At 38.4% G+C, this 18312-nt stretch carries 16 protein-coding genes and 1 riboswitch; all 16 genes read right to left on the bottom strand.

Annotation, left to right across the window (positions count from 1 at the left end; translation table 11 throughout):
- Positions 1–7 precede the first annotated feature (7 nt).
- Positions 8–1531, bottom strand: coding sequence for a bifunctional phosphoribosylaminoimidazolecarboxamide formyltransferase/IMP cyclohydrolase (purH, locus tag NTHER_RS02430; RefSeq protein WP_274377063.1), 1524 nt, complete (start codon positions 1529–1531; stop codon positions 8–10).
- Between the two features lie 2 nt (positions 1532–1533).
- A complete protein-coding gene (gene purN / locus NTHER_RS02425) occupies positions 1534–2157 on the bottom strand; it encodes a phosphoribosylglycinamide formyltransferase (RefSeq protein ID WP_012446940.1) in 624 nt (207 codons plus the stop codon).
- Entirely contained in the window at positions 2144–3226 is a 1083-nt protein-coding gene (gene purM / locus NTHER_RS02420; RefSeq protein ID WP_012446939.1) for a phosphoribosylformylglycinamidine cyclo-ligase, read from the bottom strand. Before purM ends, purN begins: the two co-directional genes overlap by 14 nt.
- 34 nt (positions 3227–3260) lie before the next feature.
- Positions 3261–4553 (bottom strand): adenylosuccinate lyase, encoded by a 1293-nt coding sequence (purB, locus tag NTHER_RS02415; RefSeq protein ID WP_012446938.1) that lies wholly within the window; start codon positions 4551–4553, stop codon positions 3261–3263.
- Complete coding sequence (purE, locus tag NTHER_RS02410) at positions 4553–5077, bottom strand: 5-(carboxyamino)imidazole ribonucleotide mutase (RefSeq protein WP_012446937.1); 525 nt, start codon at positions 5075–5077, stop codon at positions 4553–4555. Before purE ends, purB begins: the two co-directional genes overlap by 1 nt.
- Entirely contained in the window at positions 5067–6230 is a 1164-nt protein-coding gene (locus NTHER_RS02405; protein WP_012446936.1) for a 5-(carboxyamino)imidazole ribonucleotide synthase, read from the bottom strand. The genes purE and NTHER_RS02405 overlap by 11 nt, the downstream gene beginning before the upstream one ends.
- A 152-nt stretch (positions 6231–6382) precedes the next feature.
- Positions 6383–6484, bottom strand: a riboswitch (purine riboswitch).
- A 39-nt stretch (positions 6485–6523) separates the two neighbouring features.
- Complete coding sequence (gene guaA / locus NTHER_RS02400) at positions 6524–8056, bottom strand: glutamine-hydrolyzing GMP synthase (protein WP_012446935.1); 1533 nt, start codon at positions 8054–8056, stop codon at positions 6524–6526.
- 45 nt (positions 8057–8101) lie between these two features.
- Positions 8102–8845, bottom strand: coding sequence for a tetratricopeptide repeat protein (locus NTHER_RS02395; RefSeq protein ID WP_158438196.1), 744 nt, complete (start codon positions 8843–8845; stop codon positions 8102–8104).
- Positions 8846–9007: 162 nt separating this feature from the next.
- A complete protein-coding gene (gene groL / locus NTHER_RS02390; protein ID WP_012446933.1) occupies positions 9008–10654 on the bottom strand; it encodes a chaperonin GroEL in 1647 nt (548 codons plus the stop codon).
- 26 nt (positions 10655–10680) lie between these two features.
- Positions 10681–10968 (bottom strand): co-chaperone GroES, encoded by a 288-nt coding sequence (gene groES / locus NTHER_RS02385; protein WP_012446932.1) that lies wholly within the window; start codon positions 10966–10968, stop codon positions 10681–10683.
- A gap of 257 nt (positions 10969–11225) precedes the next feature.
- A complete protein-coding gene (locus NTHER_RS02380) occupies positions 11226–11738 on the bottom strand; it encodes a MogA/MoaB family molybdenum cofactor biosynthesis protein (protein WP_012446931.1) in 513 nt (170 codons plus the stop codon).
- A gap of 14 nt (positions 11739–11752) precedes the next feature.
- Positions 11753–13681 carry a molybdopterin biosynthesis protein gene (locus tag NTHER_RS02375; protein ID WP_012446930.1) on the bottom strand — a complete coding sequence of 643 codons (1929 nt, stop codon included), beginning with the start codon at positions 13679–13681 and terminating at the stop codon, positions 11753–11755.
- Positions 13682–13696: 15 nt separating this feature from the next.
- Positions 13697–14938 carry a molybdopterin molybdotransferase MoeA gene (locus NTHER_RS02370; RefSeq protein ID WP_012446929.1) on the bottom strand — a complete coding sequence of 414 codons (1242 nt, stop codon included), beginning with the start codon at positions 14936–14938 and terminating at the stop codon, positions 13697–13699.
- Positions 14939–14979: 41 nt separating this feature from the next.
- Complete coding sequence (locus tag NTHER_RS02365; RefSeq protein WP_012446928.1) at positions 14980–15162, bottom strand: hypothetical protein; 183 nt, start codon at positions 15160–15162, stop codon at positions 14980–14982.
- 252 nt (positions 15163–15414) lie between these two features.
- Positions 15415–16863, bottom strand: a complete 1449-nt coding sequence (locus NTHER_RS02360) for an asparagine synthase-related protein (RefSeq protein ID WP_012446927.1) — start codon at positions 16861–16863, stop codon at positions 15415–15417.
- 197 nt (positions 16864–17060) lie between these two features.
- On the bottom strand, positions 17061–17882 hold the full coding sequence (locus NTHER_RS02355) for an ABC transporter substrate-binding protein (protein WP_012446926.1): 822 nt from the start codon (positions 17880–17882) through the stop codon (positions 17061–17063).
- Between the last annotated feature and the right edge of the window lie 430 nt (positions 17883–18312).

Raw genomic sequence — 18312 nt, 5'->3', positions numbered from 1 at the left:
TTTAAAATTAATGTTTAAAATGACGTATACCTGTAAAATACATGGTGATTCCTGTTTCTTGAGCAAGATCAATTGAATCTTGATCTCTTTTCGAACCTCCCGGCTGTACAATAGCGGAGACACCGTACTGACTGCATAATTTCACAACATCATTAAATGGGAAAAAGGCATCTGATGCCAAAACACTGTTTTGGGATTCCTTACCGGCATTTTCTAAGGCGATTCTAGAAGCCCCTACCCTGTTCATTTGACCTGCTCCTATTCCCAGAGATTGACCCTCTTTTACAACTACAATGGCATTAGATTTTACATGTTTGACTATTTTTTCGGCAATTATCAAATCATCTATCTCTTCTGGTTTAGCCTGTTCCCCTGCAACTCTATCCCAATTTTGGGGATGAGGATGATGATAATCAGCTTCTTGACATAAATATCCAAAGGTTGTAGATTTTATCTCCACTTTATTTCCAACCATCTTTTCCAAATCCATCTCCACAACTTTAGTACCTGATTTTGACTTCAATTTTTCTAGGGCGCGAGGCTCAAATTCTGGTGCAATTATCACATCCAAGAAAATTTCTGTCAGCTTGGAAGCAAGTTCTTCCGTTACAGGACGATTACATGCCACTATTCCGCCAAAGATGCTCACAGGATCACCTTGGTATGCTTTATCATAGGCTTCCTCAATAGTATTTGAAACTCCGACACCGCAAGGATTAGTATGCTTGACGGCTACCACTGCTGGTTTTTGGAATTCATGTACTAACTTTATGGCAGCATCTATGTCCTGGAAATTGTTGTAAGAGAGACCCTTACCTTGATGTTGGATAAATTTTTGACTCTCCATTAATAGGCTGGCCTTTTGATGTGGATTTTCACCATAAGGTAGCTCCCGGGATTCTAACAAATTAAATTCAGGAAATTTCAATTCCGTTTCATCATCTTTGTTAGTATCAACACTTTCAAAATAATTGAAAATAGCTTTGTCATATTGAGCTGTATGTTTAAATGCTTTCCTGGCCAAAGTTTTTCTGAATTCATCTGTTAATCCATGATATTGTTTTAGTTGCTGTGTTAGCACTTCATAATCAGTAGGATCAACGCATACACCAACTCGATACCAATTTTTAGCAGCAGCTCTTATCATAGTAGGTCCACCAATATCAATATTTTCCATCACTTCTTCTTCAGTAGCTTCAGCTTTTTGCATTACTTGCTCAAAAGGGTATAAATTGACAATTACTAGATCAAAAGTTTTAATATCCAATGACGATAATTCTTCATTTTCTCTATTTTTAGCCAGGATACCGCCGTGAATCTTAGGGTGAAGAGTTTTTACTCGACCTGATAATATTTCTGGAAAACCGGTTACTTCTTCCACTGAATAGACTGGAATTCCATGGGTTTGTAAATGACGCAAAGTACCTCCCGTAGAAACAAGTTCTACCCCCATGTCTTTCAATTCCTGTGCAAGAGTTATTAGGCCGGTTTTATCATATACACTTAATAAAACCCTGTTTATTTTTTGGATAGTCAATTTTCCACCACCCACCTTTTGTGATTGTCTACAATAACTTCACCTTTTAAAAGCGCTCTTATGGCAGTTATAATTAACCGTCTTTCTTTATTTTTTATCTTTTCCCTGAGCTCATCCAAACTATCATGTCGTTGAACTTTTACTTCTTCCTGAAGTAATATAGGACCTGAATCCAATTCTTCTGTAACTAAATGCACAGTACAGCCAGTTACTTTAACACCGTGATCGTAGGCTTGCTTTACGGCATCAAGCCCTTTAAATGCAGGTAATAACGAAGGATGAGTATTGATAATCCGATGGCGAAAGTTCCTAATGAATTCAGGAGATAAGATTCTTAAATAACCAGCTAAAACTACATAATCTATTTCTTGAGCAGTTAACACTGCCAACATTTCCTCTTCCATAGCCTGTTTACTTGTATAATTTTTAGGTTGAAACACTCTGGTCTCAATCCCAGCTTTTTCTGCCCTCGTTTTTGCTTGACAATCTTGTTTATCGGTCAAAAAAAGAGCCAGTTCCCCGGGAATATCTCCTCGCTTTTGAGCATCAATTATAGATTGAAAAATTGTTCCCGATCCTGAGGCTAATACAGCATATCTAGGATCTTTATTTATCTCCATTTACAAACATCACCCTTTCTCCACTCTGAACACCATCACCCTGTTGTTGGGATAGTTGTTCTACCGTCCCAATAATTTCAGCCTTTTCTCCCTGCTCTCTAAGAAATTCGCAGGCTTGCTGAGCTTCTTCGGCAGGTAATACTACTGTAAATCCAATTCCCATATTAAAGGTTCTCCACATATCGTGATCAGGTATATCTCCAGTTGTTTGAATTAATGAAAATACAGGTAACACCATCTTTTGCAGTTTTTGTAAATCAAGGGAAAAAGATAAATTATCAGGCACTATTCTGCTCAGATTATCAGGAAGGCCGCCTCCGGTAATATGAGCCATACCCGCTACTGAAAACTTTTCCATTAAGCTCAAAACGGGCTTTACATATATCTTAGTCGGTTTTAACAGTTCTTCTCCCAAGTTAGTTTCTAAGTTTGAAGGAGTTTCGTCCAGTTCATATTGACCACCTTCTTCTTTAATTAGGGTCTTTCGGACTAAAGAAAGACCATTACTGTGTACTCCTGAAGACGAAATCCCTATTACTTGATCTGTTTCTTTTATTGATGAACCATCCACAATATTATCTTTTTCAACTACCCCAACACAAAAACCAGCCAGATCAAATAGGCCATTCTGATAAAAACCTGGCATTTCCGCCGTTTCTCCACCAACCAGGCTGCAGTCAGATTGATGACAACCGGCAACTATTCCCTGGATTATGTCCTGAATCAAATCCTCTTCTAAACTATCCATGGCAAGATAATCCAAGAATATCAACGGTTGGCCACCTTGAGCCAGTACATCATTAACACACATAGCTACCAAATCTATTCCGATAGTATCAAATTTGTTTGCCAGTCTAGCTAATTTTAATTTTGTACCAACTCCATCAGTGGCTGCAATGTATACAGGATCATTATATTCACCTTTGGGTTGAAAAAGAGCTCCAAATCCACCTACACCTGATATAACATGTCCTGATGCTTCTGAGGAAGTTAACTCTTTTATGTTTTCCGCTATTTTATTTCCCTTGTCCACATCCACACCAGCTTTACGATAACTATTTCCAGTCAAAGAAGTCCCCTCCTTCTTAATCCTCAAATATAAATTAGATACCTAATCTCTCAAAAATATAATCCACGTTTCTGGTATAATAAGTAGGGTCGAAACAATTATCTATTTCTTCTTTATCGAGAATCTCCAATACCCTGGAATCTTGTTTTAACAGCTCTTGGAAATTTTCGTCACCTTCCCACGACTTCATTGCCAATTCTTGAATTAAATCATAGGCCTTCTCTCGAGATAAACCTTTATCAATCAAGTTAAGTAACACTCTTTGACTGTATATCAATCCATTAGTGGTCTTTAAATTTTGTTCCATGTTGTCTGGATACACATGCAAGTTTTCCAATACTTTAGCCAAAAGATTGAGTAAATAATGAGATAAAGTAGTACTATCGGGAATAATTAACCTTTCCACAGATGAGTGTGAAATATCTCGTTCATGCCATAGAGGTTGATTTTCAAAGGCTGCCTGGGCATTACTCCTGATAACCCTACTTAGACCTGAAATTTTTTCACAATTAACAGGATTTCTCTTGTGGGGCATGGCGGATGATCCCTTTTGACCTTTATAAAAAGGTTCTTCAACTTCTCGAACTTCCGTTTTCTGTAGATTTCTAATTTCAGTTGCTATTTTATCCATAGTTCCCGCAAGAATTGCGAGAGTTGACATTAATTCTGCATGTCTGTCCCTTTGCAAAATTTGTGTAGAAGTTAAAGCTGGTTGTAAGCCTAATTTATGGCACACATATTCCTCGACATAGGGAGAGACATTAGCATAAGTTCCCACAGCTCCCGAAATTTTACCAACACTGATATTTTCTTTAGCCCTATCTAGTCTTTTTCTAGATCGTGACAATTCATCGTAGAACAAAGCAAATTTCAGACCCAAGGTTGTAGGTTCAGCATGGACACCGTGGGTTCTTCCTATAATAGGATAATCTTTGTATTTCCGGGCCTGGTCTCGCAAAATCTGGAGCACCCTGTCAAGTTCTTGCTCTATCAATGTCAAAGCATCTCTAATCAAAGATGATAGTGCTGTATCAACAACATCTGAAGATGTAAGACCGTAATGAACATATTTTTTTTCTGGTCCTAAAGTTTCAGATACTGCGCGCGTAAAGGCAATCACATCATGGCGCGTCTCCTTTTCCAATTCAAGTACTCTTTGTGTATCAAAGTAGGCATTGGATTTAATTTTATCTACTGCTTCCCCAGGGACTTCTCCTAGTTCAGAAAAGGCTTCACATGAATAGATCTCCACCTGCAACCATTTCTTAAATTTATTTTCCAAGCTCCATAACTGCTTCATTTCCGGCCTTTGATAACGCTCTATCATCAGCTTTCTTCCTTTCTTTTCAAATATTGTTCGTGACCTATTTTTTGTAACTCTTGCCCCTTCTCTAAAACCTTTTGACGATTTTGTTCTTGATAATCATTCAAGGCCTGGGACACCCTCTCTTCATAACTTCCTATCATTCTTGCAGCTAATAGGGCAGCATTTTTAGCACCGTTAATAGCCACTGTTGCCACTGGAACTCCTGCTGGCATTTGAACAATGGAATATAGTGAATCCATTCCACTCAAGGAACGAGTCTTAATCGGAACACCTATAACAGGAAGTTCCGTCAAAGAAGCTACCATCCCGGGTAAGTGAGCAGCACCTCCAGCTCCGGCTATAATAACTTTGATTCCTCTATTCTTGGCTTCTTGTGCGTATTGATACATTTTTTCCGGGGTCCTGTGAGCGGAAACTATATCTACCTCGTAGGGAATTTGAAATTCTTCCAAAACATCACAGGCATCTTGTAAAACAGGTAGATCAGAATCACTTCCCATTATCACTCCAACTTTATAATTCATCCAAGATCCCCCTTTTATCAATAATTTCCAAGTTATTGACTTTAGATACAAGGTCCTGTTCATTTTGTCCAGTAATTGTGATATGACCCATTTTCCTTCCAGGACGAGTTTCTTGTTTACCGTACAGATGTAAGTAAACACCTTCGTGGGTCAGAAGTGAATCATAATTGGTAATGGGTAGTTCTCCCTGCTCACTTCCCAGTAAATTGATCATCACAGCGTTCTTTTCTAGTTTAGGATGAATTAAAGGTAGACCGAGAATACTTCTTAAATGAACAGCAAATTGACATAAATTACAAGCTTCTATAGTGTAATGGCCCGAGTTATGTACCCTGGGTGCGATTTCATTTACCATGATGCTGTCATCTTCGAGAAGAAAAAACTCTATTCCATAGATACCTGGTTCTGAAAATATTTCAAGGATTTTTTCGGCAGTACTTATTAATTGATCTCTTGCATATGAACTGATATCAGCTGGAGCTTTGGTTAAATGTAATATCTCATCTTTGTGAACATTTTCTACTACAGGAAAAACTGCTGTATCACCATTGGCGCTTTTGGCAGCCATAACAGACAGTTCTTTATCAAATCTTAAGTATTTTTCCAACATTAATTCCCGATTTTCTCCTGCCATAGTCTCTAATTTCCGTAAATCAGATTCATTTTCAAGTAAGATATTACCTTTTCCATCGTATCCACCATGGCATAATTTAGCCATCACTGGAAATTTGAATTTATTAAGTTCTGAGGCAGCTTGTTGATATCCTTTGGCATACTGAAAAGACGGCACAGCTATCCCGTGTGTTCTTAACAGCTCTTTTTGTTTTCCTTTATGTTGAATTGAAGCTAAAGTAGCGCTTCCTGGTCTAACTGGCACCCCTGCTGCTTCAATTTCTTGTAATCCAGACACATGGATATGTTCAAATTCGTATGTGATAATATCACTAAGTTTGGCCAGAGTACGATAACCATCTAGATCATCAAAGGATGAGACAATCTGTTCATCAGCAACTTGGGCAGCTGGAGATTGTTCTGTTGGGTCCAAAACCACAACTTTTAAGCCAAGTTTTTTTGCTTCAAAGGTCATCATTCTACCAAGTTGTCCGCCACCAACTATTCCCAAAGTTAGTTCAGGTGAATACAGGGAGTACATACAACAACCCTCCATTAAAATATTTCAAAAAAACCCAGGCAAGTAGGAATCGAGAGAAACCTACCCGCCTGGGCTTTTATCCCTTCGGTGTACCCTTAATGGGTGAGTACCACTCGGTCCGGTCAGGTTTGGTTTTGACACCCCCGGAACCCTAGATACCCTTTCTCTCTCGTAGCCAAATGATTCTCGGTCATTAGGTAGAAACTTTCGGGCCTTATTCCCGAAAATATACGAGAGTTTACGGTTTAAGTTCGTATATTAATATAATAACAGTTCCGGTCAAAATTGTAAAGTTACTCCCACTCAATGGTTGCCGGGGGTTTTGATGTAATATCGTAAATAAACCTATTGACTCCATCCACTTCGTTAACTACTCTATTAGAAAGTCTTTCTAACACATCATTTGAAAAACGATACCAATCTGCAGTCATTCCATCTTCACTATTTACAGCCCGAAGTATAATTGGATAATCGTAAGATCGTTCGTCACCTTTTACCCCAACAGTTTTTATATCTGGTAAGACGGTAAATAGCTGCCAGATATCATGATAGAGTCCAATTTTTTTCAACTCATCAGAAACAACAGCATCTGCTTCTCGTAAAATGTCTAGTTTTTCTTTAGTAATCTCTCCTAAAACCCTAATAGCCAGGCCTGGTCCTGGAAATGGATGTCTTTCCACAATTTCACGATGAAGTCCCAGTTCTCTTGCAACTTGACGCACTTCGTCTTTGAAAAGGGAATTCAATGGTTCGATTAAAGATAAATCCATTTTCTCAGGCAAACCGCCCACATTATGATGTGATTTAATCACACTAGCTGTCTCAGTCCCACTTTCTACCACATCGGTATATAAGGTACCTTGAACTAAAAAGTCCACATCGCCTATTTTACGGGCTTCTTCTTCAAAAACCCTAATAAATTCTTCCCCAATAATTTTTCTCTTTTGCTCTGGATCAGTAACACCCTGGAGCTTATTTAAAAACCTATCACTAGCATCAACATAAACCAAATTGATATCAAATTCTTGTTCAAACAATTCCCTAACTTGGTCTTGTTCATTTTTTCTCAATAACCCATGATTGACAAAAATACAGGTCAAATCATCACCGATAGCCTTTTGAACAAGTAGAGCAGCCACTGTAGAATCAATTCCACCAGATAAACCGCAGACTGCTTTTCTACCCTGGGCTTCTGTTTTGATTTGTTCAACAGTTTCTTCTATATAAGATCCCATAGTCCAATCGGCTGATAAATCTGCTATATTAAATAAGAAATTTTTTAACATTTCACGACCCTTTGGTGTATGCATAACTTCCAGGTGAAATTGAACTCCGTAAAGGTTTTTATCCGGGTTAAAGAGACCTGCAATAGGAGTGTTTTCAGTCTTTCCCATAACTTTAAAGCCAGGAGGGACTTGTTCGACTGAATCTCCATGGCTCATCCAAACTAGTAAATCACTAGACACACCTTCTGTAAGAAGATTCGGATTTTCTATTTCTAGTAAAGCTTTACCGTACTCTCTTTTAGTGGATCCAGTAACTGTTCCACCAAGTTTCTTGGCCATTAACTGCATTCCATAACAAATACCTAGCACAGGAATTCCAATCTCAAAAATTTCTGTATCTAAATCAGGCGAACCCTCTTGATAAACACTACTTGGTCCACCTGAAAGTACTATGGCAGCAGGGGATAATTGCTTCAATTTATTAATAGAAATATTGTAAGGATAAATTTCACAATAAACATTGTGTTCTCTGATCCTTCTAGCTATTAGTCGACTATATTGTCCTCCAAAATCTAAAACAATCACAAGTTCCCTTGACAAGCTGTTCCCTCCTTAATTAATCCACTATTTATTGACTGGCCAATTTTAATTATCCTCTTTTTCATCATTGTTTTCATCTACATCTTCATCTTCTTTTTTTACTTCTTTTTCATTATCTTTTTCATCTAGATATTCTTCCTCAAATTCTTCTTCCCATTCTTCCTTATCCAAGTCCTCTTTTGGATCCATCTCTTCAATTTCCTTCAGTTGTTCTGCCTGAGCTATCAATGTCTCAAATTGCTCCCGTTCTTGTTCAGCCAATTGGTCCTTATCTAAAATTTTATCCCATTTATCTATTGCCTCATCATATTCCCCTTCATTTAACATCATAAAGGCAGAGATGTGTAAGGCATTTACATTTTCAGGATCTAATTCAAGAGCTTTTTCAATAGATTCTTCCGCTTTTTCAGTATTTTGAGTAGTATACGCAGCAGTTGCTTTGTCCACTAATAATTCTGGATTATCTTCATCAAGTTCAACGGCTGATTCGAAGTTCTCCAAGGCTTTTTCGTAGTATTCGATAGCTCCTTCTTCACCTTCTTGTTCCATTTGAATAGCTACTTGCATCTTAGCATTACCTAGGTTTCTCAAAGCTGTGACATTTTCTGGGTCAGCTTCTACTTCAGCTCTTAAATGGTCAACTTGCTCTTCCATAGCACTTAAATCAGCTTGTTGACCCCCATCTAAAAATCCGAGAGCTCCTGCGCCAGCTCCTAACACTACCGAAGCAATAAATAATCCCGCCGCAACAAAAGCAATGTTTTTCAAAGCCTTTTTCTTCGGTTTCATGAAAAAACTCATATTAACTAACTCCCCTTCTATTTAATACTATTTTTATATTCTTGCTTAATAAATTATATAGCTTGCTAAATGCAATGTCAAACAAAAGACCCCGGTCCTTTAAAGGGGACCGGGGTCTCTAATTTCTAATTACCTATTAGGGGAATGGGCTTACATTCCGGGCATTCCGCCCATGCCTCCCATTCCTGGGGCGCCACCGCCCATGTCTCCATCATCGTTATCGTCCTCATCTGGTAGATCTGCTACTACTGCTTCAGTTGTTAAGAACATTGCAGCGATACTTCCTGCATTTTCAAGGGCGCTTCTAGTAACTTTCTTAGGATCAACTACACCAGCATCGAGCATATTAGTGTAATCGTTTTCAAGGGCATTAAATCCTATGTTTGTTCCTTTTTGCTTAACTTGTTCAGCAACTATGGAGCCCTCAGCACCAGAGTTATGTGCCAATTGACGTACAGGTTCTTCTAGAGCACGTCTAACGATGCTAACTCCTGTAGACTCGTCACCATCCGCTTGAACTTCTTCAAGGGAAGGTAATACATCAATTAGGGCTGTTCCACCACCAGCTACGATTCCTTCTTCCACAGCAGCTCTAGTAGAGTTAAGTGCGTCTTCAATTCGTAGTTTCTTTTCTTTCATTTCAGTTTCAGTAGCTGCTCCAACTTCAACTACTGCAACTCCTCCAGCTAGTTTAGCTAAGCGCTCTTCTAGTTTTTCTCTATCGAAATCTGAGGTAGTTTCTTCAATTTGAGTTCTTAATTGAGTAATTCGTTTTTGGATATCTTCTTCATTTCCATAGCCATCTACGATAGTTGTATCGTCTTTAGTGATGGTGACCTGTCTAGCTCGACCTAACATGCTGATATCAGCATTCTTAAGTTCAAGTCCTACATCTTCACTGATTACCTGACCACCTGTAAGTACGGCAATATCTTCAAGCATAGCTTTTCTTCTGTCACCAAAACCAGGAGCTTTAACTCCCACACAAGTGAAGGTTCCTCTCAACTTGTTAACAACTAATGTAGCCAAGGCTTCGCCTTCGATGTCTTCTGCGATTAACAGAACTTCTTTACCTTGTTCAACGATTTTTTCTAGTACTGGTAAAATCTCTTGGATATTACCGATCTTCTTATCGGTAATCAAGATGTATGGCTCTTCTAAGTGAGCTTCCATCTTTTCATTATCAGTTACCATATAAGGTGAAACATATCCTCTATCAAACTGCATACCTTCAACTACGTTTAAATCAGTTTTGAAGCTCTTGGATTCTTCTACTGTGATTACTCCATCTTTGCCTACTTTTTCCATAGCTTCAGCAATTAGCTTACCTACTTCTTCGTCATTAGCTGAGATTGAAGCAACTTGAGAAATGGACTCTTTATCTTCAACACTGACAGCGTTTTTCTGCAACTCTTCAACTGCTCTATCGACAGCTTTTTGGATTCCTTTTCTGATTATCATGGGGTTGGCACCAGCAGTTACGTTCTTAATTCCTTCATTAACCATAGCCTGTGCTAGAATAGTTGCAGTAGTTGTACCGTCTCCAGCTACGTCATTGGTTTGAGTTGCAACCTCTTTAACCAACTGAGCTCCCATATTTTCATAATTATCTTCTAAATCAATATCTCTAGCAATAGTTACACCGTCATTTGTTATTTGAGGTGAGCCAAACTTTTTATCAAGAACAACATTGCGACCTTTAGGTCCCAAAGTTACTTTTAAGGTGTCAGCTAACTTATTTACACCTTGCTCTAATCTGGCACGAGCATCTTCTCTAAATTTAATGTCCTTTGCCATAGCACATTACCTCCTTTATGTGGGTTTTATTCTATAACCGCCAAGATATCATCCTGGCGCATGATTAAGTATTCTTCACCATCAACCTCAACTTCATTTCCAGCGAATTTGGAATAAACCACTTTATCGCCTGCTTTTACTTCGGGTTCCACTTTGCTTCCATCATCCAGCGTTTTACCGCTTCCAACCGCAACTACTTCGCCTTCTTGGGGCTTTTCTTTAGCCTTTTCGGGAAGTACGATTCCACTTTCTGTTTTTTCTTCGGCTTCCAAGATTTTAATTACAATACGATCTCCCAGCGGTTTTAAGTTCATCTTGAACCCTCCTTTTATGTTGTATTTATGTATATCAAACATTTTATTAGCACTCACTAATGTCGAGTGCTAATCACATTTATTATATTAATAGATGTAGTTTAGTGAAGCAAGAGGATTTTGAAAAAATTGCAAGTAAATATAAGCGCTCAGATCTAATTATCTCTCACTTCCTCATTTTAGCTCCACTAAACATTTTTTTAGACAACCATTCGCCCACAATCATTATTCTTGCCTATATTTTCAATTTTATACCATTAATTTGCATTATTTTTTTGGGCACAGTTTTTAGCTTGGCCTGTTAACGTTTCTAAGGCATGGGATAAGGCAGGTTTAACAGTATTAAAACACTCGGTGACAGCCTTTGGGCTTCCTGGGAAATTTATAATCAGCGTTTGGTTTCTTATACCGGCAACCCCTCTACTCAACATTCCATGAGGTGTTTTTTCGATACTCATACGCCTCATCTCTTCTTGAAAACCAGGCACCTGTTTATCAATTACATCCTCTGTAGCTTCAGGTGTAAAATCTCTAGGGCTTAAACCTGTTCCTCCAGTTGTAAGAATCAGATCTATACCTTGTCTAACCCAATCTTCCATTAGAGATCCAAGTTTTTTGCGATCATCTGGAACAATCTGATATTCTTCCACATTAATGCCGATATCGCTATTTTCTAAATACTGCTTTAATAGCTTGCCACTCTCATCAACGCGTTTTCCTTGAGCACCACTATCACTAGCAGTAATTATCCCTGCTTTATACAAAGTCATCCCATTCACCTCACTTAACAGTGTAATATCTCACCACTTGCAGATAGATCATATCCCGACAATTCATCAATAGAGTGCTTGAACTCCTCACTTCTAATCACCTTCAGTATATGTTGGATACCTTCCCAATCCCAAAAATCACGAGGAATTGCGATGTCATAACGTTCTTTGGATACAGGTATAAAGTCCAAATCTAAAGCTTCTGCAGCTGCTCTAATTCCTAGACCGCAATCCGCAGTACCTCCATTGACAGCAGCTGCCACAGATAGGTGATTAACTTCCTCTCTATCATAACCTGTAAGTTGTTCAGAAGAGATGCCTAGTTCCTCTAACTTATAATCAAGTAATATTCTAGTGCCTGCCCCTTTTTGACGATTAACCATTTTTACATCTTCTCTTTTTAAATCCTCCAGGCCGTAAATGTTCTTGGGATTATCCTTAGCTACCAATAATCCTTGTTCTCTATAAGCTAAATTAACCAGTATAATATCTTGATCGGACAGGTATTTTTTTATATGAGGGATATTGTATTCTCCAGTTTCTGGGTCTAACAGGTGTACTCCTGCCATATGAGCCTCACCACGTTTTAAAGCCATAAGCCCACCCATGCTACCGACATGGGCTGAAGATAAAGTATAAGGCGGGTACCTTTTGGACAGTTCATTGGATAAAATGTCTAAGGAGATATCATGACTTCCTATTCCTACAATTGTACTTTCGATATTTTCTTTTGACCTGTGGAGCTTGACATCTATCTCTTCACCTTTTTCCAAACCTTCTCGCATCTGGGGAATTACAATCATACCATCGGATTTAACCAGAGACATGATCATACTAGCTCCTCTTCCTAAAGGAGTCGCTACAAACTTATCCCCTACTTTTCCAACTTTCACTCTGAGGTACTCTTGGGCATTAAAAGAAGATACTACCCTCCTAGATATTTTAGCCGTTATTTCTTCCTGTTTGGGTACCGATTTGTTTTGCCATTTATACAGCAAAGGTTTAACGAATAACTCCATGGCAAGCACAGCAGATACCGGATAGCCGGGAATACCGATGACAGGAGTTTTATCAATGATACCAAGAATCACTGGTTTTCCTGGTTTTATCGCCACACCATGGGAAATCACTTCTCCCATATCTTTAATAGCTTGATAGGTATAATCTTGTGCCCCCGCTGAAGAGCCTGCATTTACTATAATCAAATCATTCTGCGGTAATAAACTTTTTATTGTTTCCACAATTAAATCGTAATCATCGGGTAGTTTATCTTCCTTAGAAGGTTTACCACCCCATTGAGAAACTAAACCTGATAAAACTCGAGAGTTAAATTCAACTACATCCCCTGGTTTTAATCTTTCTCCTGGTTCAACAAGTTCAGTACCAGTAGGTACTACAGCAACTCGAGGTTTAGGTTCAACAGTTACTTCTGTCACACCTCCAGCCAGTATCGCCCCAATATCAACAGGACGAAGTTTTTGCCCAGCCGGAACAATTAATTCGGTAGCTACCAGATCTTCCCCTATAGTCCTAACATGCTGCCAAGGCGCCACCGACTCGACAATTTCCACCTCATTCCTGCCAGCCCAGTCAACGTCCTCGATCATAATGACAGCATTTTTATCATGAGGTATAGGTGATCCAGTATCAACTAATTCTGCATCTTGAGGGGTTGTTAATATCTTTGGGTTTCTCAATGAAGCCCCTTGAGTTTTTTTAGAATCAACGGCTATTCCATCCATAGCTGAAGCATGATAATGGGGTGAAGAAACCTTTGCAAAGACAGGTTCTTTTGTAATTCGTCCATGGGCATTCTCAGTTAGAATAGTTTCTCCTGCTAAAGTATCCGCTTCCACCTCAGAAAGAGCATTGAAAAAAGTCTCTAAGGCCTCATCTAAAGGGGTGTTATCTAGATAAACTTTCCTTTTTTTATTTTTTTTCATGTTCATCACCTCTCATTAACACTTGATCACTTCTATTATTTCACCTTGAGAATAACCTTCAGTGTTTTGGGGAATGCGCACCAATCCATCAGCTTCGACAAGTGTAAAAATTAAACCCGATTCTCCTAACACTGGGAAAGCTTCCGGAAACTCTCCTGGTTCACCTTTTAATGAAACTCTGACAAAGTCTTCTCTACCACCTTTTGAAGATATATTACGAGCCAATCTGGCCTTAGTTATATTTTCAAACCAGTCTCTACCAAAATTAGCAACACCCGATATTCCATAAATGGCAGGTTTAACAAATAAATCAAAGGTAACCATAGCGCTGACGGGATTTCCCGATAAGCCAAATACAGGGACATTATCAACGATTCCAAATATAGTTGGCTTACCAGGTTTAACTGAAACACCATGAAAAATAATGCCTGGTTCTCCCAAGTCTATGGTCTTAGCTGTCAGATCACGAGTGCCAACAGAACTGCCCCCAGATAAAATCACCATATCACATTGAGTAACTGCCTTGTCAAAGCTTTCTCGAAAATATTGTGGCTCATCTTGTATTATTCCGTACTGTATAGGTTTTCCACCTAGTTTTGTGACAGCAGCACTTAAAGCCCAGGAATTGATATCTCTAATTTTACCGCCAGATAGAGGTTTTTCAGGTGGTATTAATTCATCCCCCGTTGAGATTATTCCTATTACAGGTTGATGATAAACAGATATTTCTAAAATTCCTAAGGCAGCTAAAGCACCTATATCTTGAGATCTTAGTCTATGCCCTTTTCGTAATACAGTGACACCTTCTTGAGTATCTTCCCCTTTTTCGATGACATTTTCGCCTCTAGCTACGGATTTGTTAACAATGATAGAATTATCATCGAAGGTCTCCACATCCTCAAGCATAACTACAGCATCTCCACCTGAAGGAAGCATACCTCCTGTAGAAATTTCCATAGTTTCATCTTGATTCAAAGTTTTATGGGGCTCTTCTCCCATTTCTATCTTACCTTTATTAAATAACACCGCAGGTAAAGATTCCGAAACACCAAAGGTATCTTTAGCCTTGACTACATAACCATCTACGGTGGACCTAGAAAAAGGAGGTAAGTCACTGGGAGCTTTTATATCTTGAGCTAACACCCTTCCTAAGGCATTTTCTGACTTGATTTGCTCTGACTCAAGACCTTCAAAATACTTATCTATATTTGCAGTGACTTTCGAAATAGCTTCTTCTACTGATATGACCTGGAACAATTGTATCCACTCCTTAAACTTAATCCATTAACTACTTGTTATTAAAAACAACCTAGCTGACATTTAACAATTTTTAATTTTAATTCATCAGCAACTTCCCCTACTTCACTTAAAGCACAGTTAGTCTTTTCCGCTATTTCAGTACACTTGGCGCAGGAAATTCTTCCATCAACTGCTTCACTTTTTAGCATATTTTCTAATTCAGACCGTTTTTTTTCGCCCATAAAAAAACCCTCCTCTGTAAAAATTTACAATTCCCAATTCTCAGTTCATAATACTTTAAGTTATTATCCTCATGTATATATTCCTCATAAATTGTCGTTTTCCCTGCAAAAAAAGAAGGTTGTAGCTTTGCTACAACCTTCTTTTTATTTTTAGCGCTTATATTTAGTTGTTAATGCTGTAAAATTAAAATTTTACAGCATTAATATTAACTTTTATACAGCCTTTTTTTAATATTGTTAAATAACACAATTCTACGCAAGCCATCTATTAACGGTACTTTCTATTCCTTTTAATGGATGTTTTTCTTTAAAGATTTTATAATAGTAATATTCGATTTTAGATTTAAAAGTAAAGCTCGTATTCTTCTGGGCATTTCTATATTCCTTATCTGTAATTTGGTTTTTAATCTTCTCCTCCATAACACCTTCATTGCCAGATCCTATTCCAAATTGTACTTTTTTACGCCATAGTACCTCTTCTGGTAACATGCCATCAAAGGCCTGCCTTAAAATGAGTTTTTCCATACCTTCATCAGTAATTTTCCAGTTACAGGGTATCACCCTAGCAAAATCTATAACATCTTTATCAAAAAAAGGCATACGACAGTCTAAAGCATGGGCCTTTGTCATTCTATCTACCCGCTGTAGCCCTCCATTGTGAAGTCCCTTCAACAAATGTTCCAATTCCCTGTTCAATTCACTGTCCGTTGAACAATCCTTAAGATGGTGATACCCACCAAAGAGTTCATCCGCTCCTTCCCCTGACAGCACTACTTCCATTCCGGATTCCTTAGCTAAGTATGCAACTAGAAAATTGGCAATTGAACTATTGACCAATTCTACATCAAAGGATTCTAGATAATATATTACTTCCGGAAGCACTTTCATCATGTCGTCATAATCATATGTGTATTCTTTATGCTCGCTATTTAAAAATTCGGCAACTTTACGGGCTTTCATCACATCATCGCTACCTGCAACACCAACTGCAAAAGTTTTAATTGGTTTATCAGTAATCTTATCAAGGGCCGCTGCAATAATGGAGCTATCTACTCCCCCGCTTAGAAATACACCAATATTCTCTTGATCTGTTACATTTTTTCTAACTGCTTCAATAAGTAATCTATTTAATTCTTCAGCTTTCTGGTTATAGCGCTGGCTTCCTGGAGAAGCGTGTATATTTGCTTGGAAACCAGGTATCTTTTTAAAAGTTGAGAAACCCTCAGTTGAAGAATAGTAAGTCCCTGGTGGAAAGATTTTGATTTCTGCATCCGGGTTCAACTCTTCTAAAGCTTTAATTTCTGAAGCAAACATTAAGCCATTTTCACAGTTTACATAGTATAACGGCCTAGCACCAAAGGTGTCCCTTGCAGCCACTAGTTCATCTCCATCTGAAAGAATAAAGGTAAAGGCATCACCCAATTGTTTGATAAACTTGGTACCTTTTTCTAGATAAAGATTTAACAGCTCTTCTCTGCTGATTTGTTTCCCTAGATAACTTGGCTGACCATCTAAAACCAGGGTGGCTGCTCTTTTTTTTGTAAAAGAAGGCTCCCCTTGGCTTTTGACCTGTCCTAGGAAAGAATCGGCCATGGTATAAGTTTCCCTAGCATCAGGCCCTCTGTGTTCTAATTTACTCAACATGGTCTCTAACTTCTCAGAATCTTTCAAATCACCTTGTAAAGCTACAATACCGCTCATAAAATTAAATTATCACCTCTTTTAGAGTTCGTTAAAGGATTTTTAATTTTGTGCTAGTCACTCTCTATCATACCATATGCAGTAAACAACTCAAGTTGACTAATTTTAGTTAAAAGACTTTGTAATCAACTAAGGAAAGCTGTATCCATATTACCAGTATTTGTTTTAGTTATATTAGATATAGCTTCCACAAACTGCTACTTGGGACGGAATAAGACATTATTATTTTTTTGGTATTGAGAAATAATCTTTTCCCCCTCTTCTGACAATAAAAATTCTACTAGATTTTCAATTTTTTCTGTTCTAGTTTCAGGTAAATCATCAATTTGCGGTATAAGTATACTATAAATATTTTCTAGTTTACCATTTCCCTCATATAACACTTCTAGCTCGAAATTCTCATTACTTGCTTGTAAAGATGTATAGGTTGCATTATCTGACAGGGTATAGGCTTGCTTTTCTTCAGCAGTTCTCAAAGTTTCACCCATCCCTTGCCCAACGGATAAATACTTATCTTCTTCAGGAAATTCACCTAAGTCCTCAAATAACTGGCGTTCCCTTCTATGGGTCCCTGAATCATCCCCACGCGAGATAAACTCTTGTTCAGATTCTATGATGGCTTGTAAAGCTTCATCTACCTCCTTTACTTCACTAATTCCCGCAGGGTCATTTGCTGGGCCTACAATTATAAAGTCATTTTCCATTAACTCATGTCTCTCAATAAAATACCCTTGTTCAAGCATTTCAATTTCCTGTTTCGGGTCATGAACCAGCACGAGATCTACATCACCCCGTTTCCCTAAATCCAAAGAAGCACCAGTTCCTCTAGCTGTAATCTGAACCTTTACTCCTTCTTGCTCATAGTATTCATCCATTAAAGTCTCTATTAAGTTAGAGTCATAGACGCTTGTAGTAGTTGCCATAATCAAATCTTTATCCTCATTTTGTTGACAAGCAGTTAGAACACTCATAAAAACTAAGGTAATTAATAAAAACATAGCTAATTCAATTCGAGTCATAGTAGATTCACCCAACTTTTTAAATTTTTTTATTAAAAATTTGTATAATTACTTAAAATGTGTCCATATTAAGTAATGAGGGTTCGCAATGACCGAGCCAAGGTCGCTTAGGGGTCTTACAGGATAAGGCTCCTAAGCGGCCGGCCGAAGGTCGATGCTGGGTCTTTTTTAAGGCCTGGCATCGGCCGGAGGGAAGATCCCTACAGGTCAATTACTGGCTTCTGAATAGTCGGAACTACTATTTAGAGGTCACCTGAGATCTGTAGGGATCGAGCCAAAATCGTGATGGGTTCCTTAAGGGGTTATAAGGGGTCGAGAGATTTCTTATAGCTCTTTGGAAAGGGATCCATCACGGTTGGGGAAACGGCTAGTGTAGGTTCTGACATGGTCCTGTGTACCCGAGAGGTTGCACAGGGCTAACATAGAATCT

It is taken from the genome of Natranaerobius thermophilus JW/NM-WN-LF (assembly GCF_000020005.1).
Taxonomy (GTDB): domain Bacteria; phylum Bacillota; class Natranaerobiia; order Natranaerobiales; family Natranaerobiaceae; genus Natranaerobius; species Natranaerobius thermophilus.
This window is presented reverse-complemented; position numbering and strand designations above follow the sequence as displayed.

Bases quoted from the DNA above. Each gene is read 5' to 3' on its own strand.
- NTHER_RS02365 (WP_012446928.1), bottom strand. From the start codon at position 15,162: ATGGGCGAAAAAAAACGGTCTGAATTAGAAAATATGCTAAAAAGTGAA.
- purN (WP_012446940.1), bottom strand. From the start codon at position 2,157: ATGGAGATAAATAAAGATCCTAGATATGCTGTATTAGCCTCAGGATCG.
- NTHER_RS02375 (WP_012446930.1), bottom strand. From the start codon at position 13,681: ATGAAAAAAAATAAAAAAAGGAAAGTTTATCTAGATAACACCCCTTTA.
- groL (WP_012446933.1), bottom strand. From the start codon at position 10,654: ATGGCAAAGGACATTAAATTTAGAGAAGATGCTCGTGCCAGATTAGAG.
- NTHER_RS02360 (WP_012446927.1), bottom strand. From the start codon at position 16,863: ATGAGCGGTATTGTAGCTTTACAAGGTGATTTGAAAGATTCTGAGAAG.
- NTHER_RS02355 (WP_012446926.1), bottom strand. From the start codon at position 17,882: ATGACTCGAATTGAATTAGCTATGTTTTTATTAATTACCTTAGTTTTT.
- NTHER_RS02405 (WP_012446936.1), bottom strand. From the start codon at position 6,230: ATGTACTCCCTGTATTCACCTGAACTAACTTTGGGAATAGTTGGTGGC.
- groES (WP_012446932.1), bottom strand. From the start codon at position 10,968: ATGAACTTAAAACCGCTGGGAGATCGTATTGTAATTAAAATCTTGGAA.
- purE (WP_012446937.1), bottom strand. From the start codon at position 5,077: ATGAATTATAAAGTTGGAGTGATAATGGGAAGTGATTCTGATCTACCT.
- NTHER_RS02380 (WP_012446931.1), bottom strand. From the start codon at position 11,738: ATGACTTTGTATAAAGCAGGGATAATTACTGCTAGTGATAGTGGTGCT.
- purB (WP_012446938.1), bottom strand. From the start codon at position 4,553: ATGATAGAGCGTTATCAAAGGCCGGAAATGAAGCAGTTATGGAGCTTG.
- NTHER_RS02395 (WP_158438196.1), bottom strand. From the start codon at position 8,845: ATGAAACCGAAGAAAAAGGCTTTGAAAAACATTGCTTTTGTTGCGGCG.